20 protein-coding genes and 1 pseudogene are annotated in these 26,572 nt (G+C 60.6%); 6 read left to right on the forward strand and 15 right to left on the reverse strand.

Translation table 11 applies throughout. The features are described from left to right. Window positions 1-16: 16 nt before the first annotated feature. The 9 genes from OLZ32_RS23310 to OLZ32_RS23350 form a co-directional block, all read right to left on the reverse strand. The gene (locus OLZ32_RS23310) at window positions 17-1,009 is read right to left on the reverse strand and encodes an ABC transporter substrate-binding protein (RefSeq protein WP_264422957.1); all 993 of its coding nucleotides are present in this window, start codon (window positions 1,007-1,009) and stop codon (window positions 17-19) included. Between the two features lie 295 nt (window positions 1,010-1,304). After that, complete coding sequence (locus OLZ32_RS23315) at window positions 1,305-2,552, reverse strand: MFS transporter (RefSeq protein WP_264422959.1); 1,248 nt, start codon at window positions 2,550-2,552, stop codon at window positions 1,305-1,307. After that, complete coding sequence (locus OLZ32_RS23320; protein WP_264422961.1) at window positions 2,549-4,618, reverse strand: tripartite tricarboxylate transporter permease; 2,070 nt, start codon at window positions 4,616-4,618, stop codon at window positions 2,549-2,551. Before OLZ32_RS23320 ends, OLZ32_RS23315 begins: the two co-directional genes overlap by 4 nt. Window positions 4,619-4,696: 78 nt before the next feature. After that, window positions 4,697-5,731 (reverse strand): Bug family tripartite tricarboxylate transporter substrate binding protein, encoded by a 1,035-nt coding sequence (locus tag OLZ32_RS23325; protein ID WP_264422963.1) that lies wholly within the window; start codon window positions 5,729-5,731, stop codon window positions 4,697-4,699. A 51-nt stretch (window positions 5,732-5,782) separates the two neighbouring features. Next, window positions 5,783-7,207, reverse strand: coding sequence for an MmgE/PrpD family protein (locus tag OLZ32_RS23330; RefSeq protein WP_264422965.1), 1,425 nt, complete (start codon window positions 7,205-7,207; stop codon window positions 5,783-5,785). 72 nt (window positions 7,208-7,279) lie between these two features. After that, on the reverse strand, window positions 7,280-8,953 hold the full coding sequence (locus OLZ32_RS23335) for a thiamine pyrophosphate-binding protein (protein WP_264422967.1): 1,674 nt from the start codon (window positions 8,951-8,953) through the stop codon (window positions 7,280-7,282). Next, window positions 8,950-10,452 (reverse strand): tripartite tricarboxylate transporter permease, encoded by a 1,503-nt coding sequence (locus OLZ32_RS23340; protein ID WP_264422969.1) that lies wholly within the window; start codon window positions 10,450-10,452, stop codon window positions 8,950-8,952. The genes OLZ32_RS23335 and OLZ32_RS23340 overlap by 4 nt, the downstream gene beginning before the upstream one ends. A 5-nt stretch (window positions 10,453-10,457) precedes the next feature. Further along, entirely contained in the window at window positions 10,458-10,940 is a 483-nt protein-coding gene (locus tag OLZ32_RS23345; protein WP_264422971.1) for a tripartite tricarboxylate transporter TctB family protein, read from the reverse strand. A 54-nt stretch (window positions 10,941-10,994) separates the two neighbouring features. Continuing rightward, window positions 10,995-11,996, reverse strand: coding sequence for a tripartite tricarboxylate transporter substrate binding protein (locus tag OLZ32_RS23350; RefSeq protein ID WP_264422973.1), 1,002 nt, complete (start codon window positions 11,994-11,996; stop codon window positions 10,995-10,997). A gap of 315 nt (window positions 11,997-12,311) precedes the next feature. Between OLZ32_RS23350 and OLZ32_RS23355 the strand changes: the two genes are divergently transcribed. After that, window positions 12,312-13,544 (forward strand): LysR family transcriptional regulator, encoded by a 1,233-nt coding sequence (locus OLZ32_RS23355; protein WP_264422975.1) that lies wholly within the window; start codon window positions 12,312-12,314, stop codon window positions 13,542-13,544. A gap of 24 nt (window positions 13,545-13,568) precedes the next feature. Here the strand turns inward: OLZ32_RS23355 and tcuB are convergent, their stop codons facing one another. From tcuB to OLZ32_RS23370, 3 genes are all read right to left on the reverse strand, one after another. Continuing rightward, entirely contained in the window at window positions 13,569-14,705 is a 1,137-nt protein-coding gene (tcuB, locus tag OLZ32_RS23360) for a tricarballylate utilization 4Fe-4S protein TcuB (protein ID WP_264422977.1), read from the reverse strand. Further along, on the reverse strand, window positions 14,702-16,144 hold the full coding sequence (gene tcuA / locus OLZ32_RS23365) for an FAD-dependent tricarballylate dehydrogenase TcuA (RefSeq protein WP_264423210.1): 1,443 nt from the start codon (window positions 16,142-16,144) through the stop codon (window positions 14,702-14,704). The genes tcuB and tcuA overlap by 4 nt, the downstream gene beginning before the upstream one ends. A gap of 79 nt (window positions 16,145-16,223) precedes the next feature. Continuing rightward, entirely contained in the window at window positions 16,224-16,880 is a 657-nt protein-coding gene (locus OLZ32_RS23370; protein ID WP_264422979.1) for a GntR family transcriptional regulator, read from the reverse strand. A gap of 98 nt (window positions 16,881-16,978) precedes the next feature. Here OLZ32_RS23370 and OLZ32_RS23375 point away from each other — a divergent pair, with 98 nt between their 5' ends. Then, window positions 16,979-18,565 (forward strand): alpha/beta hydrolase family protein, encoded by a 1,587-nt coding sequence (locus OLZ32_RS23375; protein WP_264422981.1) that lies wholly within the window; start codon window positions 16,979-16,981, stop codon window positions 18,563-18,565. An 81-nt stretch (window positions 18,566-18,646) separates the two neighbouring features. On the opposite strand, the gene OLZ32_RS23380 is transcribed toward OLZ32_RS23375, so the two are convergent. Further along, window positions 18,647-19,858, reverse strand: a complete 1,212-nt coding sequence (locus tag OLZ32_RS23380; RefSeq protein ID WP_264422983.1) for an amidohydrolase family protein — start codon at window positions 19,856-19,858, stop codon at window positions 18,647-18,649. A gap of 143 nt (window positions 19,859-20,001) precedes the next feature. Here OLZ32_RS23380 and OLZ32_RS23385 point away from each other — a divergent pair, with 143 nt between their 5' ends. From OLZ32_RS23385 to OLZ32_RS23400, 4 genes are read left to right on the forward strand one after another with little or no spacing between them, the layout of a single operon-like run. Beyond that, a complete protein-coding gene (locus OLZ32_RS23385; RefSeq protein ID WP_264422985.1) occupies window positions 20,002-21,186 on the forward strand; it encodes an ROK family protein in 1,185 nt (394 codons plus the stop codon). Beyond that, complete coding sequence (locus OLZ32_RS23390; protein ID WP_264422987.1) at window positions 21,179-22,180, forward strand: ABC transporter permease; 1,002 nt, start codon at window positions 21,179-21,181, stop codon at window positions 22,178-22,180. The genes OLZ32_RS23385 and OLZ32_RS23390 overlap by 8 nt, the downstream gene beginning before the upstream one ends. A gap of 18 nt (window positions 22,181-22,198) precedes the next feature. Next, window positions 22,199-23,158 (forward strand): sugar ABC transporter substrate-binding protein, encoded by a 960-nt coding sequence (locus OLZ32_RS23395; RefSeq protein WP_264422990.1) that lies wholly within the window; start codon window positions 22,199-22,201, stop codon window positions 23,156-23,158. Window positions 23,159-23,178: 20 nt separating this feature from the next. Continuing rightward, complete coding sequence (locus OLZ32_RS23400; RefSeq protein WP_264422992.1) at window positions 23,179-24,684, forward strand: sugar ABC transporter ATP-binding protein; 1,506 nt, start codon at window positions 23,179-23,181, stop codon at window positions 24,682-24,684. A 3-nt stretch (window positions 24,685-24,687) separates the two neighbouring features. Here OLZ32_RS23400 and OLZ32_RS23405 read toward each other — a convergent pair whose 3' ends face one another. After that, window positions 24,688-25,866 carry a glycoside hydrolase family 10 protein gene (locus OLZ32_RS23405; RefSeq protein ID WP_264422994.1) on the reverse strand — a complete coding sequence of 393 codons (1,179 nt, stop codon included), beginning with the start codon at window positions 25,864-25,866 and terminating at the stop codon, window positions 24,688-24,690. 213 nt (window positions 25,867-26,079) lie between these two features. After that, window positions 26,080-26,502, reverse strand: a pseudogene (locus OLZ32_RS23410) (ProQ/FINO family protein); the annotation flags it as partial. Window positions 26,503-26,572: the final 70 nt, after the last annotated feature.

The following is a 26,572-nucleotide window of genomic DNA, read 5'->3' on the forward strand; positions in this document are numbered from 1 at the left end:
CACTTGTCTGCAGATTTCATTTCGTGGGGTCGAGGAAGAGCTCGCTCAGCGGCAGCTCGTTCGGAATGAGACCCTGGTGTTTCGCATAGCGCTGCAGGGCCTCGATCGATGCGCGGTTCTCCGCGACGCCGTATGGCAGCGGGTCGGAACCGACAACCCGGGCGAGTTCCAGATATTTCCTGTCGTCCTTGCCGGTATGTTTGCCCGCGTTGAGATCCGCGACATAGCGGTTCTTGGACTCGAGGAATGCCTCGTAAAGCGACTTGGCGACCCATCGGTGCGCTTTCAGAACCTCGTCCCTGACGACGACAAGCCCATGCATCGGGTAGATCCCGGTGCGTCGGTACCAGTCCGCGGCGAGCTTGTCCGCGTTGGCAAGCAGCTCCCGGTATTCCATCGTGCTGGCCAGGTTCTTTTCCGACCAGTTCTGGTCCGGCTTGCCCTCCCGGCCGATGCCGGCATTGGCTTCGAATCCTGCCTGGATTTCGCCGCTGTCCATCATCGAGGCGAGCGACTTGCCCTCCGGTGCATGGATGACGTTGTCGGGCAGCTTCAGCGCCTGGACATGCTCTTCATCATCGACGACCCAAGTCACCTTGTGGTCGTCGAGCCCGTATTCGTCGACGAGCACGCCGCGCGTCCAGACGCCGGTCGTGACCGAATAGGCCCGCACGCCAACCTTCTTGCCTTCGAGATCTTTCGGTACTTCGATACCGGCGTCGGGCCGCACCAAGAGCCCGTTGTGATGGAAGCGACGGGATACGAAAATCGGCAGCGCCGTGAATTTCACACCATAGGCCCTGGCGATGATATAGGTCGTCGGCGCGAGTTCGCAGACGTCGAATTCCAGCTCGCGGACCATGCGCCGGTAGGCGGCAATCTGGGGCTTGACCTCGATCCAGTTCGGGCTGACGCCCTTGACCGGAATTTCACCGCTTTTGACATCGGCGGTGTGACCGTATGTGCGGACGGCGAAAGATAACGACAGCGGCTCGAAAGCAGCGACCATGGGTAACCTCTCTAGGCTTATACTGAATTTTCCGCGGGCTCTGCTTGATCTGCCGAACCTGGCAGTTCGTTGCCGCGTCCCGGAAATATCCCGTTGACTTTTATAAGAAAACTAGATCGCCACGCGAAAGCTTGCCAATCGTAAGGCTGGCGATCTCCATAAGAAAAAGCTAAGGGCGGGTTTTGAGTGCATTGGCATATGTGATGGACGAGGTTGAAAAACATATGTCTTTCAGTCGCCTGCGCAGCAAATTTACCGGAATTTCCGGCGATGAGGCTACAGGTTGTGCTGATGCCTAAGGTTCGATCAGATGGTCTCGCCTTCTGAGTTGAGGAAAGATAGAGGCCCAGATGATCGAGACCGCAACTGTGCCGAGGCCGCCGATCAGGATGGCCGGAACCAGGCCGAAGGCTGCGGCGGTAACCCCGGACTCGAATTCTCCCAGTTCGTTTGACGCTCCGACGAAGAGCGAGTTGACCGCGGCAACGCGACCACGCATTTCGTCCGGCGTATCGCTTTGCACCAGCGTCTGGCGGATGACGACGCTGATCACGTCCGATGCCCCGATCAGCCAGAGTGCGCCGAGCGACAGATAGAAATCTTGTGAAAGGGCCAGAACGATGGTCGCCAGCCCGAATGTGGTGGTGGCGAGAAAAAGCTTGTGCCCGGCCCGTTGTTCGACCGGCCGGTAGGCAAGCGTAAGGCCGACCATCATCGCGCCGACCGCAGGCATGGAGCGCAGGACACCCAGCCCGAGAGGGCCGAGGTGCAGAATTTCGCTGGCGACCATGGGCAACAAGGCCGTCGCTCCGCCGAGCAGGACCGTAAAGAGATCGAGCGATATCGCCCCCATTATCACGGGTTTCCGGCGGATGAAATGCAGCCCTTCGAATGCGTCGCTCAGCCGGAGACGAGATTTGCCGCGACTGGGCGGTCTTTTTGAAATCAGCAGATTGAGAAGCGAAGCCAGCAGGAAAGCCGCCGCGGCCACCGCGAACGGCGCCCAGGTTCCAGCCACATAGAGAAGGCCACCGAGCGCCGGACCTATAATGCTGGCCATCTGGCTGATCGAAGAGGAGACCCCCATGACACGGCTCAGCGCATCGCGTGGGACAAGGTTGGCGACCATGGCCTGGGCTGCCGGCGAGGCAAAGCCCCGCGCGGTTCCGAAGAGGATGAACAGGGCGTAGACGGCACCGGTGACGGCTGGGGTGGTGGAGGCCACAACCAGCAGACCGAGGGTGACCACTCCCATGACAAAAAACGCTATTCCGCAGATCACCCGTCGCTCGAACCTGTCTGCGACGACGCCGGAGACCAGCGAGAGCACGAGTTTGGGCGTGAATGCTGCCAGGCCGACCATGCCAAGCGCAAGTGCGCTGCGAGTCACGTCGTAGATCAGCCAGCCGACGGCAACGTTGAGTATCTGGACTGCAGACACCCATAGAAAACGGCCGACCATGTAGAAAAGCACGTCCCGCTGAAGGGCGGCGGACAGGCGGCTTGAGCCGCCCGTCGTTTCTTCCTTGGTTGCGTAACTCATCGAAGGGTCGGGACAAATGCTTGAAGGGCAGGGAACAGTGCTCCCAGGTATGTCCGCGGCCAAGCGATCATCAGCAATTGATCGAAGACGATATAGACGAAACCTGCAAGGCCGATCGCCATCGGCATGATGAGGGTCCACCGCTCGCGCCCCTCAAGGCGCATATAGGCGATCACGAACCACGCTATCGTCGGCACGATGCCGATTGTCGCCATAGACAGGAGGAAGGCGAGCATCCAGCCCATGAAGGCGGCAGCACGCAGGCCGATCTGTCGGTTGGTCAGGTGACCGGTTTCGCCGACGCTGTCCATGTACAATGGCTGCCCTTCGTCGTCATCGCTGCCCGACGGCTCCGCGACAATGCCGCGTGTGAAGACGGAATTGACGAGCGAGAGGCCGACCGCCGCCATGGCGGTAATGGTGACGATGCGTGGGACCAGCAGGGTCGTGTAGGGCCAGCCGATGGTGTGCAACAGCAGATAACCGAGCGCCAGAAGCAATGCGACGGCGAAGAGATCGGTCGGCGCAAATTGCGGCCGGCCCAATCGCAGGCCCCGTACGCCGCGCCGGCGGTTCTTCAGGATGCTTTGGATCATCGGTCGCAGGATGCCGTAGAGCGCGATCAGCAGGATAACGGCGACGATCGGGTGCAGCAGCCAGTCCGCGCCGTAGAGGCGGATCGAAATGAACAGCTGCCGCTCGATCGTGTCGCCGAGCACGACGCCGAGGATCAACGGAGCGCGGGGCCAACGCAGGCGCTTCATCGTCCAGCCGACGGTGCCGAAGCAGAGGAGCGCGAAAAGATCGCCCCACTGGCGCGACCCTTCGAAGGCACCGATGAAGATGATGCTCGCCACCATCGGCAGTACCAGAGTGTAGCGCAGCGTGGCGATCTTGGCGAACTGGCCGCTGAAGAGGTAGCAGAGACCGGCGCCGACGATGTTGGCGAGCGCGATGCTCCAGACCATCGAATAGGTGATGGAAAGGTTCCTGGCCAGCATGTCGGGGCCGGGAACCAGACCCTGGCTCAGGAAGGCGCCAAGGATGATCGCCATACCGGCAGTGCCGGGAATGCCGAAGGCGATCGTGGTGATAAGCGAGCCGCCTTCCTTGGCATTGTTGGAGCTTTCCGAGGCGATGACGCCACGCACGTCGCCGGTGCCGAAGGTCTTCTGCCCGCCCTTGACGCTGCGTGCTGCGTGCGCATAGGCGACCCAGTCGACTACCGATCCGCCGATGCCGGGGATCGCGCCAAGCGCCGTGCCGATCCAGCTGCAGCGCATGATCAGCCACCAGTGTTCGAAGCAGTCCCTGGCGCCCTGCCAGATGCCTTTGTTCACTTCATATTTCTGATCAGAGCTGAGCTTTTGGCGAGCAATTGCCATGTCGCAGAGCTCGGGCAGGGCAAAAAGGCCAAGCGTGATCGGAACGAGCGGGATACCTTCCCAGAGATAGAGGTTCTCGAAGGTCCAGCGGTAGGTGCCGGTGCGGGGTTCCGAGCCGATCATCGAGATCATGATGCCGATCGATGCTGCGGCAAGGCCTCTGAGCGGTGTGCTGCTCGACAGGGCGGCGACCATCGAAAGACCGAGGATCGAGATGGCGAGCATCTCCGGTGTGCCGATGAACAGCATGACCGGCCGGAGGATCGGGACCGCAAGGCCGAGCAGGGCCGCGCCGAAAAGACCACCCATCAGCGACGACATATAGGCGGCACTCAGCGCCCGGCCGGCTTCGCCGCGCCGTGCCATGGGCAATCCGTCGAGGACCGTCGCCGCCGAACTTGCTCCCCCCGGAACGCCAAACAGGATGGCGGGAATGGGATCCCCGGTGGACGTCGTCGCACTCAAGCCCAGCAAAAAGGCGAATGCGGTGTAGGGATCCATGGAAAAGGTGAAAGGCAATAGGAGCGCAGTTCCGGCCAAGCCGCCGATGCCGGGCACGATGCCGAGAATGACGCCCAGAAAGGCGGCGAAGCAGAGGATTGCAAGTCGCGTCGGATCAAGAATGATGAGCAGTGCATCACCGGCAGCGGTGAACATGCCCATGGCTGTTGAGGCGTCCATCGGGCGTCCCTTCGGAGGAGAAAGATTTCAGTGACGGTGGGCGGGACATGCGGGCATTCCCGCACGCCCCGCTTGTCGTCATTGCGGCTTGAGCAGCGCCTTGACCGCCTTGATGGTGTCGCCCGGTGTCGCATAGAGCGTCTTGACGATTGCTTCCGTATCCAGACCATTGACCAGTTCGACAGTAGCGTTCTGCTTGGTAAGCTCGGCCCTGAAGTCCTTGTCGTTTGCGGCATCCTCGAAAGCCTTGCGCAGCGCTGCGAGGCGATCGGCAGGAACTTCCGGCGGGGCAGCGAAAGGCCGACCGGTCTGGAGTGGCAGGAACATGAACTCGAACAATGCCTTAGTTTCAGGATTCTTCACATAATTCAGGATCAGCGGCACGTTCGGGATGGCCGGATTGGGTTCAATGCCCATTTGCGCGATAACGTTGATCTTGCCGTCCTTCAGCCAGCTTGCATCATTGCCGCTCATCAGGCTGGTGACCGTGAGGAAGCGGCCCTGGACTTCGCCGCGTTCCATCGCGAGCGCGATTTCGTCGTTGCCCTTGTATCCGGCAACGATATCCATCTTGGCTCCGAGGTACTGATTGATGATCGCCGGGAAGGTCCGGTTCTCGTTGTTGAACGAGGTCGAGCCTATGACGAGCGGCTGGGCGAAGAGATCGTCGATCTTCTTCACCTTCGCATTCTGCCAGGTGGCAAGTGCGTAGGTTTCCTTGTTGAGGCTGCCGAGCCAGCCGACCTTGCGCGGGTCGAAGGCGATCTTCTCATCCGAGACGAGCGGCAGGTAGAGGTTGTTGCGCTGAAGCATGGCGACGACGGTGCCGTCGCGGGCTTCGGAATTCTGCAACTGACCTGCGGCGGTCAAACCGCCGGCACCCGGCAGGTTGTTGATGACCACGTTCGGATTGCCCGGCAGGTATTTGGAGAAATACTTGATGAATGCGCGGGCATAGAGGTCAGCGCCGCCGCCGGGCGCAGCGCTGACGATCAGGGTAACAGTCTTGCCCTTGTAGAATTCGGCAGGCGTCTGCGCATGGGTGACCTGAGCGGTCAATGCGGTGAAGACCAATGCCATGGCGGCCTTGGTTATGCTACGTCGAGTCGTCATGTCTTTACCTCCCATTTTTGTAACGACTGATGGAGACGGCCAAAGGCCGCCCTATTGTCTGGGCGTTGCTGTGAGCATGCCCATGATCGGCGCGATGGACGCCGCATTCCTCAGATCCAGCAGGCCGTCGACGAGCCTCCCCTGCGCATCGACATCCATGAAATCGCTGGTGATCGTGGTGAATTTTTCCACGACCGGCGCCTGGTTAAGGCCGCGGTCGGGGAAGGAATGCCCCGGCGGATAGAGGCATTCCGTCTCGATGATTTCGCCGCCGGACATGCGGATCTTCAGATTGCATGGCATGGCCGTCGGCGCCCGTGCGGCGAGTTCTGCCGAGACAGACAGCCTTACCTTTGCACTCAGCGCCTTTGTCACGGGCTCCTCCCACCGCTGATTCTCGAACTGCTTCTTCGTCAGCGTGCCATCGATCAGTACGACGGCCGGCAGGAAGGTGAAGCTATGGTCCGCGGTCTCGCGGGTGGAGGGTGTCAGGCGAGGCGCTTCCGTCTGCTGCTTGCGGATGATCGGCAGGTCGGCCATCGTCACGTCGATCGCCTCGATCTGGTCGATGCGGCCGGCGACTCTATCGCGGACCTGCAACGCGGCGACGATTTCGGATTGCGCGGTGCCGATGCAGGCATAAGTCTTCACATGCGAATCCAGGATGTAGAGGGTCTCAGAGATCGGTGCCCAGAGGTCCTGGATTCCGAGTCCGGGGTCGAAGACGGTCGTCAGACCCCATTTGTGATCGAGGATTTGCTTCGGCCCTGTCATCCCCTTGGATGCAAGGATCGCCGCCTGCACGCCTTGTTGCGCGGTAAAGGCGCTCACCATGTTCTTGGCGCCGGAAAGTTCGCCGTACCGGACGATGGAGGGCGTGGCACAGCGTGCCGCAGCCAGCGCCAGCGCGTTCGCCTGCTTCTCGACATCCAGTTTGAGGAGCCGGCCAGCCATCGCCGCCGCGACGAGGCCGAGCGCACTGGTGCCGTCCCAGACGGAGGAATACGGCATGAGATTGCGCAGGCGGCGAAAAAGTTCGTAACCCATGATGATGGCGGTCAGCACATCGCGTCCCGGGGCGCCCGCCATCTCGCCGACAGCGAGTGCCGACGCGAGCGTATCGCTGCAATGCCCCCCGACATGCAGTTTGCCTTCCTTCATGATGAACTGCACATCATTGAAATCGAGCGAGCGGACGAGGGCGCAATTCAGCAGCGTTGCGTTCAGCACCGATGTGCGGAAGCCTTGTCCGATCGCGGCGCATTGCGGATTACCGCCCAATTCCTGCACCATCACCGAGACTCGCCGCGGCGAGCCGGCATCGTGGCTGGCGAAGGCGCAGCCGATGGAATCGAGCGTCAGCAGTTCGGCCTGCCTCAGAGCCAGGTCCGTGGTGTAAGCGGCATCCGTGTACAGCGTCCATGCCGCGAGCGAGGCGATCGACGAGCCGTTCTTGTGGGTTACATGTTCATTCATTGAAATCTGGATCCTCCATTCGGACGCCTTGCGCCCTCTCATTTGAACCGACCTGCTCGAGCCCGATCGGGCTCAGTGACTCATGTGCGCGCGCATGACAGGGGTCGTGACGTTGTCCGCGACGTGGATGTCCCACAACTCCGCACCCGGTCCGACCTCCAGGAACTCCTGGAAGGCGAGTTCGAATTGGTCGCTGCTGTTCAATGTCCGGCCGCGCAGGCCGAAGCCCCGGGCAACGGCGGCAAGGTCACCGCGGCCATGGACCGCTCCCTCGTCGCTGATAGCGTCCGAGTGCATCTTGTGAATTTCCGAGCCATAGGCACCGTCGTTGAGAACGCAGATCAGCATTTTCAGCCCGTGCCGGCGAACCGTCTCGAGTTCCTGGGCATGCATCAGCAGGCTACCATCTCCGTCAAGCAGCACGATCGTGCGATCGGGCTTGGCGACGGCTGCGCCCATCGCATAGGAGAGTCCGTTGCCAATCGCTCCGAAGTCGCGGATGACGTTGAAGTTTTCCGGCCTGCGGCCGCGAAGCTGTGCGGTAAAATAAGCGCAGTGGCCGGAGCTGTTGATCACCTCCCAGTCCTTCGGAACGACGCGGTCGATCGCTGCGACGGCATCGCGGGGGTCTATGAAGCCCGGCTGCGGTGGGAAGGTGGTGGGATCGGCAGGTGCGTCGGCGATCTCCGTTGCCAGGGCATCGGAGCGCCAGTTCCGTTGCGACCCCTCTTTGGGCAGCTTGTCGAGCACGGCCCGGATGCCTTCGACCGCATCGGCGCGCAGATAGATGTCGGCGGCCTGACGGCCGTGTTTTAACCCAAGCGGCTGCGTATCGATCTGGACTTTCTGTGCCTTGCTAAAGAGCTTGCCGCCGTCGGTGGTGAAATGGGCGAGACTTGCGCCAACCGCGATGAGGAGGTCCGCTTCCTGCATCAGCCGGTGACCTGTCGCGCGGCAGTAACCTCCGGAAATGCCGATACCAAATGGGTGGTGATCGAACATGCCGCGGGCAGGCAAGGTGGTGGCAAGCATTCCGTCGCAGGCTTCCGCCAGTGCTTCGCAATCCAGCTGTGCGCCTGAATAGAGAGCGCCGAGACCGGCGACTACCACCACCCTCTTCGACGCCTTGATCGCATTGACGACGCGATCGACATCGGTCTCATTCGGCATCACGCGGCCGGTCCTGGGAATGACCGACGATGACGGTGCATAGTCATAAGGTTTCGGAAGCATCTGCTTCTGTAGGTCCAGCGGCACGCCGATGACCACCGGCATACGCTCGGTCCGGGCCAGGAAGAAAGCCTCCCGGACATAATCCGTCATGCGGGGAAGGCTGTGCGCCGTGATGTAATGGGCGCCGGTCGCGACTACGAGCGGCCGTTGCTCGACATGTTGGTTGTAGAAGCCCGCATGCATCGGGCTTTCACCGGCAAAAATAACGAGCGGTATGCGTGCCTGTACTGCGGTGGTCAGTGCAGTCATGATCTGGGTCAGCCCTGGGCCGCAGGTGACGGACGCGACACCGACCTTGCCGGTTGCCCGGGCATACATGGTCGCCATGGCGCAGGCGGCATGTTCATGCCGGGCATAGACGCCGCGAACGCCCAGATCCGTCAGACTTGCGGCCCAGTGCATGTTGCCGTCACCGAGAAGCGCGAATAGGACTTCGGTGTCTTCCGCCCTGAAGGCGGCTGCGAGCGCCTGATAGGCGACCGGATTGGCATTGATGGCAGTGACGGAGTTCATTTGGCAATGCTTTCCACTTTGTTCTGCTTCCGCTTCGGAATGAAGGGGATGCAGAAGACGATGACACTGGCGATGAGGAGTGCGACGGCAATCGGGCTGCCGACCAGGATTCCGAGATCGCCGCCCGAAATGGTGAGCGACTGGCGGAACGACTTCTCCAGCAGTCCGCCAAGCACGATCGACAGGACGAGCGGCGGGACCGGGATCGACAGTTTGCGCATCAGGTAGCCGAGCACGCCGAAGCCGAGCGCCAGATACAATTCCATGACGCTTTCGTTCATCGAATAGACGCCGATACTGGCGACGACGAGGATCATCGGCAGCATGATGCCGGCCGGCACATAGAGTATGCGCACGAAAAGCATGATCAGCGGCAGGTTAAGGATGAACAGGATGACGTTGCCGATATACATGCTGCTGATGAGGCCCCAGACGAGGTCGGGCTCCTTGACCAGCAACTGCGGACCGGGCTGCACTCCGTAGATCATGAAGGCGCCGAGCAGGATGGCCGTCGATGCGGAACCCGGCAGGCCCAGCGCCAGCAACGGGACGAAGGCACCGGTAGCGGCGGCGTTGTTGGCGGATTCCGGTCCGGCCACGCCTTCGATCATCCCCGTGCCGAATTTTTCCGGCTCCTTGGAAAGGCTGCGCTCCAGGCTGTAGGAGAGGATGGTGGCGATGGTCGCGCCGCCGCCCGGCAGGATGCCCTTGAAGAAGCCGATGAAGCTGCCGCGCAGGATCGGCATCCAAGAGCGCCGCCATTCCTCGCGATTAAGCCAGAGATTGCCCTTGATGCCGATGATCTCGGTCTTACCCCTGAACATCTGCTCGAGCGTCACGAAGACTTCCGTGATGGCGAACAGGCCGACGGCCGCGACGATGAAGCCGATACCATCCTGCAGCTCGGGAATGCCACCGGTAAATCGGGACGTACCACTTTGCAGATCGATCCCGACGGTGGCTATCATGAGGCCGATCATCACGGCAAAACCCGCCTTCGGCAGGGACGAACCGGTGAGTGACGTCACCGACGACATCGAGAAAAGCAGAAGGGCGAAATACTCGGCAGGCCCGATCTTCAACGCAAAATGCGACAGGGGCACCGCCAGCAGGCTGAGCAGGATGACGCCGATCGTACCGGCTATGAAGGAGCCGATCGCCGCCACCGCCAGCGCTGCACCAGCCCGCCCTGCACGCGCCATCTGGAAACCGTCGAGCGTCGTCATCACGGAGGACGCCTCGCCTGGCGTGTTGATGAGGATCGACGTGGTCGATCCGCCATATTGGGCGCCGTAATAGAGGCCTGCCAGCATGATAATTGCGGAAGCCGGTTCCATGCCGAAGGTGGCCGGGATCAGAAGCGCCATGCCGGCGGCCGGTCCAAGCCCGGGAAGCACGCCGACGATCGTTCCCATGATGCAGCCGAGCAGGGCGTACCAGAGATTGATGGGATCGAGTGCGACGGCAAAACCGCCGATGAAATGCGAGAACTGTTCCATGCGCCCTACCCGAAATCGAGGATGCCGTCCGGAAGGCGGGCACCGAAGGCTGTGTCCAGAAGAAGGTAAGCGGCGATCGGGAAGAGCAGTGCGACGAGGAGATTCACCGTCAACTGGCCGCGATTGCTGTAACTGAGGAAGACGATGAGGAACAAAGCGGTGGCGAGAAGAAAGCCGAGATAGTCGAACACCATGTAATAGACGGCGAGCATGCTAAGCGCGACGAATGCCACCTTGGCTACGCCATCTGGTTCCTCGCCATCCGTTTCCGTCACGTCGGCTGTCCGCCTGATCGCGAAATGCTCGGCGATCAGGGCAAGCGAGGCAAGACACAGGCCGGTCGCGACCATGTACGGAAACAGGCGCGGCCCGACCGGGTCGCTGAAAGCCGGGATTGAAAGCCGGCTGGCCGCGATGCCGTAAGCCACCGCGGCGACGAAGCCGAATGCTGAAATAAATATACGCGAATTGTCGATCAGCTTGGACATTGCCGAGCCTCCAGCCTTCAGAGTTGGTAAACATGAGCGTCGGGAAGACCCGTGCTATTTCGACTGGGCGGCACCGACCAGGGTCAGATAGTCACGGAACTGTGCGTCCATGTCGGCCAAGAACTTCGCGCTGTCGGCTGCGTTCAGGTAACGGGCCTCGAAGGTCTCCTCCTTGGCGCCCTTCTTGTATTCATCGGATTTCATGAAGCCTTCGAAACCCTTCTGCCAGAAGTCGATTTCCTCCGGCTTCAGGCCCGGAGGGCCGATGACGCCGCGCCAGGCCGATACCGATACGTCGTAGCCGATTTCCTTCCAGGTCGGGATATCGGCGAGCGGGGCATCGGCGCGATGATCCCCGGCGACGGCGATGAAGCGGAGTTGCTTGGTTTCGATGAACTGCATCATCGAGCCGGGAGGCGTCACCACGACATCGACATGGCCGCCGAGCACGGAAGTGATGCCCTCGCTGCCGGATTCGAAGCTGACGGCCTTCACGGCGCGGATATCGGCACCCACCGCCTTGGCGAGAAGGATGGCCGCCATATGATTAGCGGTGCCGAGGCCGCTCGAAACCGAAAAGCTGACGGACGTTGGATCCGCCTTCAGGCGCTTGGCAAGATCGGCGCCGTCCGTGATCTGCGAGTCATATTTCACCGCAAACATCATCGGCTCCTCGTAGAGGATCGCGAGCGGCGTGAAATCGCTATATTTGAGTTCTGAGCGACCGAGCAGGTTGTTGGAGATCAGCAGCGTGTTGACCGCCATCAGCCGCGACGGATCCTTGGCATGCGACTTGATATAGGCCAGCGCCACCGCATGGCCGCCGCCCGGCTTCGGTAGCACGATGCTCTCGTTCGGAATAAGCTTCTGCGACTTGAGATAAAGATCGGTGAGGCGTGCCAACCGGTCCATTGCGCCGCCGGGCGCATTGCCGATCACCATTTCCAGCGGCTTCTTCAGCGTGAAATCGGCGGCAAAGCCAGCCGTGGCGGACATCGCGACGCCGATCAGCGCGACGACACCGGCCAGCCCGAGAATTCTTCTTTCACAAAACATCTGCAGTTCTCCTCCCCAGATTTTCGTTCTGACAGGCATGGCTCCCACCCAAACCCGTGCTTGCAAGAAAACGCCTCCGACTGCTTGTTTGCAAATTGAAACTGCGTGGCGGGATATAAGATTATGCTGAAGGCCGGATTTTTTCCGGATTGAACCCAAGTCGAACCGGAGTGCGCCGCGACCACGATGGGAATGAATTTTAGGTGGATTCATTCATCAAAATCCTGTTCTTGTAGGGTGAGGAAGGAGAAGGCATGTCGAACGGTGCGGATCTTAGGAGAAATTCATGCCGTCGGGTGCCATTGATACTGACTAATGACCGAATTTTTGGAAGACGAAAGCACCCTCTCTCAGAACCTCGCGGTACCGAACATCCGGCACCTGCGGGCGATCGATGCCGTCGCGAGAAATGCGAGCGTCAGCCGCGCATCGGCCGAGATCAACCTGTCCCAACCGGCAGTAACGCAGGCGATCGCCAAGATGGAGCTGAATGTCGGGCGGCCATTGTTCGATCGGCGTCAGAACGGTTCCTATCCGACAGCAGCTGGAGAGGTTTTCCTGCATCGGGTCCGACGTTTCCTCGATCAGATCGACCGGGCGCTGTCGGACGTAAAATCGAATGAGGGTTCGAAGCCGCTCTCCTGGCATGTGACGAGCGCCCAGATCCGTTGTCTTCTGGCGATTGCTAAAAGCACGTCGTTTTCACAGGCAGCTCGGTCGGTCGGCATATCCACCGCATCGCTACATCGTGCCGCCCGCGAGATCGAGGCGACCTTGCAACGCCCTCTTTACCAGCCGACTAAATACGGGCTTGTCCTGTCTCCGGTCGGGCTGGAATTCGCACGCAAGATAGGGCTTGCCATCCGCGAGATGGAAGCGGTCGAAGACGATATCCGGTATTTGGACGGCGTGGAAAGCGGCCGGATCGCGATCGGCACGCTGCCGATGTCGGGTGCCTATCTGATCGGTGCGGCGATCGCCGATCTCACCAACCAGTTTTCCGAGGCGCGGGTCTCCGTGACCAATTCGCCTTACAACATTCTGCTGAACAGCCTTCGTACGGGCTCGATCGACGTCATATTCGGCGTGTTGCGGCGGCCGGAATGGGCGACCGACATTTCCGAGGAGCCACTGTTCTCGGATCCCTATTGCATCGTTTCGCGCGCTGGCCACCCGCTCGCCTCGCAACCGGCCGTCTCGATCTCCGATCTGACCGACTACGACTGGATCGTGCCGGGCGAGGGGTCTCCGCGGCGGCGCCAATATGAGGCAATGTTTGAAGGCGCAGAGAAACGACCGCGCATCGGCATCGAAACGAGTTCGCTTTCGACGATCCGCTCGATCGTCATGTATAGCGACCGCCTGACGCTGGTGAATCGCCATGAAGTGGAGGTCGAAGAGCGAATGAAGCTTCTTTCGGTGCTGAAATGGTCGCCTGATCTGCCGCCAATGCAGAAGGGTATCACGACCCGCTCTGACTGGCTGCCGACACCGGTGCAGTCCCGTTTCCTCAATCTATTGAGGGCGCATGCGAGGCGAGCCGTCTGATCGCGACCCTGCTTTCAGACCCGTTCAGTGCGCGTCCACGAACATCCGGCGCTCGCGGGCATAGCGCACTAGCGCGAGGAACCGATAGATACCGTGCATGAACTTGCCGTACGGCATGGTCAGGAATAGAGCAAAGACGACGCCGAGATGGATTGCGAGCATCAGACCCATCGCCGGTGTCGTGCGAAGAACGAGCAGCAGCAGGCCGGTAAGACCGGTGAGGAAGAGCATAAGCATGAAGGCCACATCCATGCCGAGCCGCGGCTTGTCGAGCATCAGCGGATCGCGGTGAGTCTTTGCGACCAGCAGGCCAACCGGTCCGACGACGAGCCCGAGCCCGCCGATCGTACCCAGCACGACAGGCAGATCGTACCACGGATAAGGGGCTTCCAGCCCGAAAAGGTAATGATATCCCGTCGCCGTCGAGGTAGAGAGAAAACACAGCGTGAAACCGTAGAAGGTGATGTGGTGGTAGAGCTGGCGCCGGTCGGTCGGCGCATCGTTTTCGTTCATGCAACCCACTCCGCCACCATCCAAGTATCGCAGCGTGCAGGCGTCGCGAATGGCCTGCCATATTGAGCCCGGCTGTCTCCAGGTGGCAAAGGGTTCGCCGATATCGGTCCAGAAGGCGCGGATGCCCATCGCTACGGCCATAATGACGTAGAGGGAAACTGCCATGAAAAGCCCCGCCATCGCGTTGTGTGGCATCAGCTTGTAGAAGGAGCCTGGACCGTCGTGGACGCCAAACAGAACGGCCGGATCGTTCCAGGCGGCGAAACCTCCGATAAAAACTGCTACGCCGAATGCAGCGATCAGCGCTGTCGCAACGCCATTGCGCTCGAAGGCCACGGCGAGCGACTTGGGCCAGACATAGGCCTGGTAGGTATCGCCACGCAATTTTGCGAGCGTCCTGGGAACATTGACATCGAATTCGTGGGGTGGGGCGAACTGGCAGTCCGCCAGGCAGGCGCCGCAGCCGTGGCAGAGATTGGCAAGATAGTTCAGGTCTCCGTCGTGAAACGCGCGTCGCATCTCCATGGCCGGAAAAACGGCGCAAAGACCCTCACAGTAGCGACAGGAATTGCATACCGTCATCAACCTGTCGGCTTCTTCCAGTGTTGCGCTGGCATGCGTGATGTTCATGTCGGCGTGAATGTTCATGCTTCCTCCAGGGCGACCGTTTTCCGGTTGGCTGACGTGATATCCGTTTGTGCGGCCGCAGCCGCCTGTCGTCCTGCGATGCGTCCGAACACGCTTCCGATCGTCATGCCGATGCCCGCTGCATATCCTTGGCCAAGCACGTTGCCGGCCATGATCTCGCCTGCCGCAAACATGTTCGAGGCAGGGTTGCCATCGGCCATCACCATCCGCGCCTTCTCATCGACCTTGACGCCGAGATAAGTGAACGTGATGCCGGGACGGACGGGGTAGGCGTAGAAAGGTGTCCTTTCGATGCGGCGCGCCCAGTGGCTCTTGGGCGGGTCAAGCGCTTCCGTGCGACAGTCGTCCAGGATCGTGTGATCGAACTGTCCGGGACGCACGGCTGCGTTGAAGGACGATATTGTCTGCGCCAGGGCCGGCGGATCGAGCCCGAGCTTTTCGGCAAGTTCTTCGACGGAGCCGGCCCGGATGGCCGGATAAAGGGACGGCATGAACATTTCGAGCGAATCCGCGTCGAAGATGATGTAGGCGATCTGCCCCGGCTGGTTCGCGACTAGTCGCCCCCAGATGGCGTATCTCTTCGGCCAGACGTCCTCGCCTTCGTCGTAGAAGCGCTGAGCCTGTTGGTTCACGACGATGCCGAACACCACGCAGTCGAGACGGGTGATGATGCCGCCGTCGTATTTTGGCGCACGCGCGTCGATGGCGACCGCATGACACTGCGTAGGATCGCCGATCTGCATCATACCCTGATCGATCAGCATTCGCGTAACCGTGCCGCGATTGTAACGGGTGCCGCGTATGAGAAAGTTGTCGGCGATCTCGCCCCAGCCTTCCTTCAGCCATTCGAAATTCGACTCGAATCCGCCGCATGCCGCGATGAGCGCTTTCGCCCGGACCTGCTGATCTGCTCCGTTGTGTCGAACGGTAGCGGAGGTGAAATGCCCTTGTGCGGCATCGAGACCGACCACCTCCGCGTCGTAGACAACCTCGACCCCCAGTTCCTCGGCAGTGCGGTAGAGGGCATTGAGCATCGCGCGGCCGCCGCCGAGAAAGAATGAATTCGTCCGGCCGAGGCTCAAGGTGCCGCCGAGAGAGGGCTGGAAACGGACACCCTGTTCGACGATCCAGTTCAACATGTCCTTGGATTCACGGATCATCATCCTGGAAAGGTGTTCGTCAGTATTGCCACCGGTCACCCGCAATAGATCTTCGAAGAACTCCTCTTCGAAATAGGGGCCGGAAAGCGTTTCGGTCGCCGCGTCATGGGCGCAGCGCATGTTCCTGGTGTGGCGCGTATTGCCGCCGCGGTAAAATTTTGGAGCGGCTTCGACGACAAGAACGCTGACGCCATCGCGCGCGGCGCCGATCGCTGCACAGAGAGCGGCATTTCCACCGCCGATCACCAAAACATCGTACTCCTTCGACGTATCGATCATCGCCGCCTCATTGCATACAAATGTATTCATAACGCTAGCCCACACATCGGCACATGTCAAACCGCCAGCGTTGGAACGGTCAGGAATGAGTGGAGAGGATGAGCCGCACCTTCAAGGCTTCCCGGATATGCTCCACGGCGCGTGCCTGTGCCGCGACCGTGTCGCGTTGGCGTATGGCTTCAATCAGAAGGCTGTGCTCGTCCGCCGCAACGCCTGTTCGCCCGGGATGGCTGAACGTGGTGTCGGACAGAAGCGCGATCGTTTCATGCAGGTCTTCGACCGCGTGCTGCAAATAGCGGTTTCGGGCGGCTTCATAAAGCCGAGCGTGGAATTCGCGATTGAACCGTGCTGCCGCATTCGCGTCGCCCTGGGCAGCGGCGAACGAGGCGTTGATGCGCTCGAGATTGGCAATCTCGGCATCGGTCGCGTGATGGGCTGCATATCGGGCGACAATTCCCTCCATCTCCTCACGCATCGCGTAGAGTTCGAAAATCTGCGATGACGACAACGCGGCCACCGCCAATCCGCGGCCGGGCGCGGCCTCCAGCAGTCCTTTTTCCTGCAGCCGCCCGAGGGCCTCCCGCACCGGCGTCCGACTGACATTCAGGCGTGCCGCAACCTCTTCCTCCCGCAGCGCGGCGCCCGGTCGATAGGTACCATCGCGAATGGCATCAAGAATGGACAGATAAGTATTCCTGCCAAGAGATTTCGACTGATTTTCCGTATTGCGCGCCATCGGTCCGCATGCCGTTCGTTGGTCTGCCATCTATTTACAAACGACGCGCCCACTCGGGAAGCGCTCCCTGAGGGCAGGCATTCGCACAATCCGGAGGCTTGCAGCGCGAGCAGTTTCAGATGCGTGCAAACGAGACGACCAAGGCAAGCTCTTCAGCAAATTCTTATCGCCACGGAAGGAGATCGAATTTGCCGGAGCTACTTTCCGCCGTCAATCCTAAGTCGCTGACAAATATTGTGAAGCGCGCCGATATCTACAAAGCCCACAAACCCGTCGGCCCGTCCAGTCGGGGAATTGCGCCTTTTCCACAGGCAAGGAGCATGACCATGAGATACCTGTCCGTAGCCACTTTCACCGCCTCCATGATTGTTTTGCCCGCATCTCTTTCCGCGCAGCAGTCAACCATGAAAGCCGAAATTTCAGCGACCTCCGACAAGTTCCGCTCGCAGTACATTCGCCTCGCCGAAGATACGGAAGGTCTGCTTCTCGAGCCGACCGAACCTACTGCGAACCCGCGTATCGCATTCGTCTTCTCGCATCCGAATCGCGACAACTTCAAGGAGCAGCCGGGGCCGGCGGTTGCGAATCTCGGCTATCGCGTCATGCTGGTGAACTATCGCGGCGACCGCGACAACCCCGATGCACCGCCGGAAGCCTTTCTGCCGAGCATCTCGCGGGGGATCGCCTATCTGCGCAAGCTCCCCGGGGTCGAAAAGGTCGTCCTGCTCGCCCACAGCGGCGGCACTCACATGGGAACGCTTTACCAGAACGTCGCTGAGCACGGCCCGTCCGTATGCCAGGATGCCAGAAAAATCGTGCCGTGCGACGGAAAGAAGATCGGCGAACTAGAAAAGCCGGACGGCCTCATATTGCTCGATCCGACGCTGGGTGCGGCCCATCAGATGAGCGCGGTTGACCCGGCTGCTGGCGGGGAGGGCAGGGACAAGTCCGTCGACATGTTTGCCACTGAAAACGGTTATGATGTCGAAGGCAAGAAAGCAACCTATACGGCTGAGTTCACACAGCGCTTCTACAAGGCCCAGGCGACCCGCAACAATGAAATCGTCGATGCGGCGCTCGAACGGCTGAAGCTCATCGAGGAGGGCAAGGGCGAATTTTCGGACGACGAACCGTTCGTGGTCAAAGGCGTCGGTGTCCGGGCGCTTGGAGCTCGCCTTTACCAACCGGACCTGAGATTTGCTGCCCATACCAAGCAACTCCACACGCTGATCCGCTCGGATGGCAGCCGCACCGAGGAGATCATCAAGTCTGTGCGGCCGTCGGCGGGCGGAAAGCAGGTGCTCGCCATTCTCGATCAGTTCGGCGCGATGAACTATTCGACGACCGTGCGCGGCTTCCTGGCGAACTCGGCGATCCTCGCCAATGCAGAATTCGCCTTCACTGCGGACGACATCGTCGGAGTAGATTGGGCATCGTCCTACACGTCGACGCCATCAAATGCCGAGGGCGTGACGGTGCCGACGCTCGTGCTGACAATGAGCTGCCACTATCTCGTCGTGCCGGGCGAAGTGATCTTCGATCATCTCGCCGCTACTGACAAAAGCTACGCCTCGGTAGAGGGCGCGACCCATCTGTTTCAACCGTGCCGGCCGGAATACGGCGACACCAAAAAACGTGTCTTCGACTTTGTCGACCAATGGGTCGCAGAACCGGGACGTTTCTAGAAACAGCCAGCGCCTCCGGGCCGCGATGAGGAGCGCTGCACCGCAGGACGCGCGTTTTTCGTGCTGTAACGACAGTTAGAGCTAACCCTCCGACGATCTTATAAGCCGCCCATCTTTCATGACGAGCTCCGGGTGACGTAGTGAGGCGATCTCTTTTAGAGGATCACCGGCCACTGCGACGAGATTGGCTTTCTTCCCCATTTCTATCGAGCCGACGTTTTTATGGACGCCAAGAACTTCGGCAGCCACGATCGTACCGGCGCGCAGGGCATCTGCGGGTGCCATGCCGAGTTCGACGGCAAGCACGAATTCCATGGCCGCTTCCTTCAGGGGGTGCGTCGGCGCGCCGATCAGGTCCGTTCCAAGGGCGAAGCGTACGCCGGCTTCGAGGCCAAGCTTGAAATCCCGGACCATGAATTTCCAATGGCGTTCGTAGACCTCCCGCTCCCATTCGGGATAACGGAAGGACTCGTAAGCCGCCCGATGAAAGTGGATTTGCGAGAGGGTGGTCACGACAATTTTTCCCTCGCTGACCAACTGCCTGCGGGTGTCTTCGGTGATGCCGTAGCCGTGCTCAATAATGTTAATTCCTCCGTCGAGCGCCAAGCGGACGGCTGCTTCACCGATTGCGTGGGCGCTTACTTTGAGGCCGTTTCGATGGGCCTCATCTACGGCGGCCCGCACCTCCTCAAGGCTGAGGCATGGCACCTGCGCCAACGGGTCGTCTCCCCAGGCGTGATAGCGATCGTGGACGCCGCCTTTCGAAAGGCCGAGTTTTATGAAATCCGCTCCATCACGTACCCTTTCGCGCACCGCGCGCCGCAATCCGTCCGGACCGTCAGCAAGTTCGCCCCCCGCCCTCGCCATGGCCAGTGGCATTCCGTTTGAATCCCAAGTACCTGAGGTTGAGGAAATGAACGCTCCTGCCGCCTTCAAGTCCGGCCCGTCGGAAAATCCCTCCTCGATCAGCCGCCGCACCTGCGGGCCGATCGTTGAACCGAGGCAGCGTGCGCCGGTAAAGCCGGCATGCAGCATCTCCTTGAGTTCGGTGAGCGCGCGGCCGGCCCTGTAGCTTAAATGTTCCGTCGCAAGTGTGCCAAGTTTCGTGCTGTCGACCCCGAACGTGTGCATGTGAGCGTCGATCAGCCCGGGCATCAGCGTCGAGTTGCCCAGATCGAGGGAAGCCGCATTGTCGCGACCGGGAACTTCAGCGTCCGGCCCTGCCGCAACGATACGCTCTCCTTCGATGAGAACCGCTCCATTTGTGATCGGTTCCAACTCTTCACCGACCAACACTGTTCCGGCGCGAACCCTCCAAGTCTGCATCTGCCTCTCCCATTTGTTCGAAATCGAATTATCCTAACGAACTATATGTCCGGGATTTGACATAACGATTTGATCATGTCAAACGTCAGCCAAGGGAGGAGTTAAGCTGAATGGCAGCATCGCAAGCACGCCTTAGAACAGGCGCATTAACGGCCCTCGCGAAGGGACCGCAGTCACGAGCGGAGCTTGCGCGACAGCTCGGCGTTTCCCGTTCGACGACCTCGCTACTGGTTTCTTCTCTCCTTGCCGAAGGCGTTGTCGAAGAGACCGGCGACGATGTAGAGGGGTCGAAGCCCGCCGGGCGGCCGGGCCGGCGCATCGCGCTGGTAGCCCAGCACGGCTACTACGTCGGCATCGATTTCGGGCGCATCTTCATCAAGACGGCCATTTCTGATGCGAACTACCGGATCATAGACGAATCCTCCGGCGATTTCGATATCGAAATGCCGGCAGAGGCCGCACTGGATTTCGCGGCCGCGAAAGTGGAACAGATCATCGCGGCATCGCGCGTCGACCGTCGGCAGATCAATGCCGTCGGAATAGGTGTCCCCGGCCCCGTAGATGCGGCAACCGGCCACCTTCACGCCGGATCGATCCTTGCTCGCTGGGTAGGGACCGATGTCCCCGGTGGTCTTTCGCGCCGCTTGGGCCTGCCTGTCTACATGGACAACGACGCCAATCTCGGCATGCTTGCAGAAAGCACCTATGGCGCGGCCCGCAATGCCAACGTCGCCCTATATGTGCTGCTGTCAATTGGCGTCGGGCTCGGCATTGCGATCAACGGCAAGATCTTCCGCGGAGCGACCGGCATCGCCGGTGAGCTTGGCCACGTGGTCGTCGACGAGCATGGAGACGTGTGCCGCTGCGGGAGCCGCGGCTGTCTCGAGGCCAAAATTTCGGTCCATGCCCTGGCTAAGGCGCTTGTGGCCTCGCATGGGGAAATCTCCTCCGACGAGATGCTGCGGAAAGCTGCCGCAGGCGACGTCGGCGCCAACCGCGTGGTGGCCGATGCCGGCGCCTTGGTGGGACGCTCCATCGGCGCGCTGTGCAGCTATTTCAATCCCGAAATCGTCATCGTCGGCGGCGAGCTCATGCGGGCCGGCGATAGCCTGCTCAATCCGCTGAAGGACGCGATGAGGCGATTCTCGATCGCCCGCGCCACCGAGAACGTCAAGGTCGTGCCGGCAGCCCTGAAGGAGCAGGCCGAGCTCATCGGCACGCTCCTCTTCGCAGGTGAAAAGTCGAGAGCGGCCTCACCCGCAGAACAGCTTTTTGGAGGCAATGAACATGAGTAGCGACCGGAGCCAAGCGGCTGCCAATCCGGCTGTAAAAATGCAAGCAAAGGACCCGGCAGCACGTTGGTCGTCCCTTTCCTCCTATGCCCTGCCGATCATTTTCGTGCTGCTGCTCGTCGGCTTCAGCCTGACTGTTCCGCATTTCGCCACCTGGGCGAATTTTGCCAATGTGCTGCAGCGTAATTCCATCATCGGGATCGTCGCCTGCGGCATGCTCCTGATGATCATCACGGGCGGCTTCGATCTTTCCGTGGGTGCCGTGGGCGCCATGTCCTCAGTCGTCGCGGCCGCGGTGATCGTTCAATACTCCATGCCTCTCGGCATCGTGGTAGCGCTCCTGCTCGGCCTTGGCGTCGGCATCGCGAACGGTTTCTTCATCGCCAAGCTCGGTATCAATCCCTTTGTCACGACACTGGCGACGCAGGTTCTCGTCACGGGCTTCCTGTTCGTCGGGACCGCCGCGCAACCGGTTTACGGGGTGCCTGAGTCTTTCACTGTCCTGGGGCTTGGACGCATCGGCCCCATCCCGATCCCGACGATCATCTTCGCTCTTGTCGCGTTTGTCTGCTGGGCCATCCTGCGCTTCACGATACTCGGCCACAACATCTACATCGTCGGCGGCAATAAGACTGCAGCTCGACTTGCCGGCATCAATGTCGACCGCGTGCTGGTGACCACGTATGCACTCGGCGGCTTATTCGCAGCGGTTGCAGGGGTTGTTCTGCTTGGCCAGACCAATATCGGCCAGCCCGCAAGCGCAACCGATTGGCCCCTTACAGCAATCGCTGCAGTCGTGGTCGGTGGGGTGCCGCTATCAGGCGGTGTCGGCCAGGTCTGGAGTGCTGTGCTCGGCACACTTCTGCTTGGCATTATTGCCAACGCCCTGAACCTGCTCGGGGTATCCCCGTTCTGGCAGCCGGCCGTGACTGGCGCCGTCATTCTCGTGGCCGTCGGTCTCGATAGCTATCAACGCAAGCGGCGCGAACTGCGCTGAAACCTGGAGGAGGAAGAAATGACCAACATCTATCGCAGAACCATTTTGATCGGTGCAGCCGGCCTTGCCGCTCTCGCCACGACAGGGCTTGCCAAGGCTCAGTCCGCCAAGCGGATCGGCTTCATGATCTGGAATACCTCGGTGCCGTTCTATTCGAACCTAATCAAGATGGCCGACGAGACAGCCAGGAAGAACGGCATCTCGCTAGACATCCAGAGCGGCAATGGCGATCTCGCCACCCAGATCTCGATCGTTCAGCAGTTCATCGCCCAGCAGGTCGACATGATCCTGATCGCTCCCAGTGATCCCAAGGGGATCGTGCCGGTCATCCGTCAGGCTGCCGCTGCAAACATTCCCGTCATGGCGGTCAACACGAAGGCTGACGTCAGCTCTGGGGCAAAAGTCCTCACCTACGTCGGCGTCGATGACTTCGTCTTCGGTCAGCGCCAGGGCGACCTGATCGTCAAGGCGGTCGGCGAGAAGGCTAAGATTGCCTATATCCTTGGCAAGCTCGGTACCTCGGCGCAGCTCAGCCGTGAAGCGGGTCTGATGGACACTCTGAAAAAGTATCCCGGCATCGAGATCCTCGAGAAGCAGGCTGCCGACTGGGATAACTCCAAGGCACTCGCCATCACCCAGGACTATCTCAGCAAATATCCCGAGGGAGCCATCGCGGCGATCGTTGATCAGGGGCCGGAAGGCGTGAACGGCGCCAATTTCGCCGCCCTGAGCGGCCGCACCGACGTCAAGTTCATTTTGGGCGACTATCCCGCCGACGTGCGCAACGCCATCCTCAAGGGCACAGTCTACGGCACCGTCAATCAGGATCCGGCCCCGCAAGGCTCGACCGCCATTGAGGACGCCGTCCTGTTCTTCGCCGGCAAGGGCGATCAGATCCCCACTCCGAACCACCATCTCGACTTGCCGATGATCACCAAGGAGAATGTCGAGCAGTTCAAGGCGGCTTGGGGCGGCTGACAATGACGGGTGGCAAACCGATGCTTCTGGAGATGCGCAACATCCGTAAGGCTTTCTCGGGCGTTCAGGTACTCCGTGGCGTCGATTTCGCTTTGCAGCCTGGTGAGATCCACGCTCTTGTCGGCCATAACGGAGCCGGCAAGAGTACTCTCATGAAAGTGCTAGGGGGTAACTTCGCCGATTACGAAGGCGAGGTCCGGTTGACAGGACAGGAGGTTCGGCTGACCACTCCACGCGACGCCCTGGAGAGGGGCGTCGCCATCATCTATCAGGACTTCTCCCTTGTTCCGGAACTCACTGTGGCTGACAACATCGCGCTAGGCCGAGAGCCGCGAGGACGTGTTCCCGGCACGCTCGCTCATGCCCGCATGCGCGATCGCTCCCGACAGGAAGCAGCAACGCTCGGCATCACGCTGCCAATGGACATCGCGGTCCGACGCCTTGGTGTGGGCGCGCAGCAGTTGACGGAAATCGTTCGCGCATGCTCACAGGATGTGCGCATCCTGGTGATGGATGAGCCGACCGCACGACTGGCTCCTGCCGAGCGCGAGTTGCTGTTTGCCACCATGCGCCGGATGGCCAAGGAACGGCAGGTGGGAATCGTCTACATCAGCCATTTCCTTGAAGAGGTCTGCCGGCTGGCAGATACGGTCACAGTCATGCGCGACGGCCTCGTGGTGGAATCCGGTCCCGGCTCCACCTACACCGTCGATTCCCTGGCGAACCTTCTCGTCGGTCATGACCTTCCCTCCCAGCACGTGCCGCCTGCTTCCGCGCATGCGGCGCCTGCCAGTGCGCAGGAAGTTCTTTCCGCCACAGATTTGGTGATAGGCGGTCGCAGGCCGCTCAATCTCGCGATCAAAAACGGCGAGATTGTGGGGCTTGCGGGCCTTGTAGGGTCGGGACGGACGCGGCTTGCGCGGGCGCTGGTCGGCGACGTGAGGAGCTCCGGGACGATCTCGATCGGGGGCCGGCCTATCCGGCGACTCACCCCTGAACGTGCCACCAAGGCAGGGCTCGCACTCGTACCCGAAGACCGAAAGGCGTCCGGCTTGGCGCTTGCGGCTTCGGTGGAGGCCAATATCGTCGTCAGCGCAGTTGCGAAGCTCCTGTCGGTTGCAGGAATCGTGCGGCCCGGCAGCCGTCCTCGGCTGGCGGAGGAAATGATCAAGCGCTTCGTGATCCGCCCGCCAGACCGCAGGAAAGCTGTCGGAAATCTGAGCGGTGGCAATGCCCAGAAAGTTCTGCTCGCCCGTGCCGTCGGATCGAGACCTCTTGCGATGATCCTTGACCAGCCAACCGCGGGTGTGGACATCGGCGCGAAGGCGGAACTGCACAACCAGATCAGGCGGGCCGCCAACGAAGGCGCCGGGATCCTGGTGATCTCGGACGATCTGGAGGAGTTGCTGGAGCTCAGTGACCGGATTGTCGTCATGAATGCCGGCACGCTGACGGGCGATTATCCGAGTGCGGGTTTAAACCGCGCTAGCCTGCTTGCAGCGATGAGCCGTTCGACGGCGGCTTGAGCGTCAGGCCCGCCGGTAGCTTTTCAAGACGGCAAGCATGGCGTCTCCGCTTGGTGTACTGCGGAGGTCAAGCAGATCCGTGAAGGTAAATATGCAGACACCCTCGACAGGGCTCGCCTCGGTGGCCGCGAGAGCGTCCGCGAACTCAGCGGCGGAAATGTCCCTCGCTCTGCCCCGCTCGGCATGCATCCCTTCCAGATAGAGCGCCCTTGCCTGCAGGGTACAGATGGCCTTCTGGCCGCTCCTGCGTATGATGTCGGTCGCGACGCCCGTAGGCCATTCCGGCGACTTCGCCAGGATTTGGTGATAGGCCATCACCTCGAAGATATCGACAACCGAGGCCAGCTTGACGACATCCTGTCCAAAAACCTCCTCGACCGCACCGCCAAAGTCGCTACGCAAGAAGGGGAGCGTGTTGATCGAATATTCCAGCCCTGCCTTGAGCGGCGCTAGAGCCCTCCTGATCTCCTCGATCGCCTTGACGACCTGGTCGCATTTCCAGTCCGTCCAGGCCCGGCGATGATCCGTGAATATGGTGGTCGCGGCGCTCTTCGGATCGGCGATCGGGATGTCACATCCGGTATCGGCGTTGAACCTCGCGATCGTCTCAGCCGAAAAGCAGTATTCCGGCTTATCAGCACGTCTGTCCCCATCCAGCCAGGTTTCCCAGAACCCGGGCCAGCGGATGAAGCCAAGATGGATAGCATCAGGTTGCAGCTCTTCAACCGCTCTTTCGAGCAGCGAGATCTTGTGCGCCAGATTCTGCTTCCTGTCCGGTGGGATGCCAAGATACCAATCCTGCTGGATGATCGGCATACCATGCTGGTCGATGGCGGATAGCTCCGGGTGCTTCGAGGAAAATGCAGGATCAAAGCAGATGTTGAGAACGGCAAAATAGGCAATATCTCGCTCGCCGAGAAGCCGGCGGAACTGCTTGTCATCTAGCGCCTCGTAGGCGCTCCTGTCCTTCTCAGACACCAAGCTCGTTACTGCGGAATCGGGCATCGGCAGGAATTTGCTTTGCGCGATGACGTAAGTAACGCCCCACTCGGACAGCAGATCGGCAGCCTGCACGGCGCTGAGGCCATGCCGCAGGAACCAGTCGTTGTCGTAAATCTTCACGCCGAAGCGCAGGTCAAACGCGGTCATTTTTGATCCACACAAATTAAGCACGATCCACATTTTAGCGTGGCCACCATCAGGTCTTCAAGTGTCGCGAGGCTCCAGCTCGACTTTAAAAGTGACTGGCCTTTCGCAGGTTCGCTTTATCGCTCGCAGCAGTGAGGTGGTCCTGATTTCCTCCGTACATCGATCAGCAGAATATGCGCTCGTGCCGCAGCGTGGGTTCAGGGCCAAGCCTTTTGCAGAGCACGAGGAGCGCTGCAACTTGTCTCCGCCAGGAAGCGCCGCTCGTATCTGCTGGCTTTTCATTATCACCGACGCAGTGGGGGGAGGGGACAAATCGAACTTGCCATCGGCGTCGGCGGCGGTCTTTTGCTTCAGCGCCATAACGCGGTTCCGTGCTGTCATACGGTCGTCGTCGCTCACTGGCGCCAACTGTATGCCGTCAATGTCGTGGCGGAAGGAGTCCGGCTGGGCGCTTGCAAAGTAGTAACGCTTTGAATGCACGAAGGCGGCTACAGAACGCGAAAAGGCCAATCGCGAAAGGCCTGATATGACCGCCGGGTTTGCCAGGGAGAATGCCGATCGGACGAACAAGCAGGGCATTGATCGCCCAGCTTTGCGGATATCGATATCTGCTGCCAGGATCGGGCCACGGCTGACCGTCGCCTGCGGCCGATTAACGGGGAGGGAGATTGTACCGCAAGGCAAGCGTGGGCTGGGAGGCGGTGCTTGAGGGAGAGGAGGGGGAAAGCTGCGACGGATT

Source organism: Rhizobium acaciae (genome assembly GCF_025941625.1).
Lineage (GTDB): Bacteria > Pseudomonadota > Alphaproteobacteria > Rhizobiales > Rhizobiaceae > Rhizobium > Rhizobium acaciae.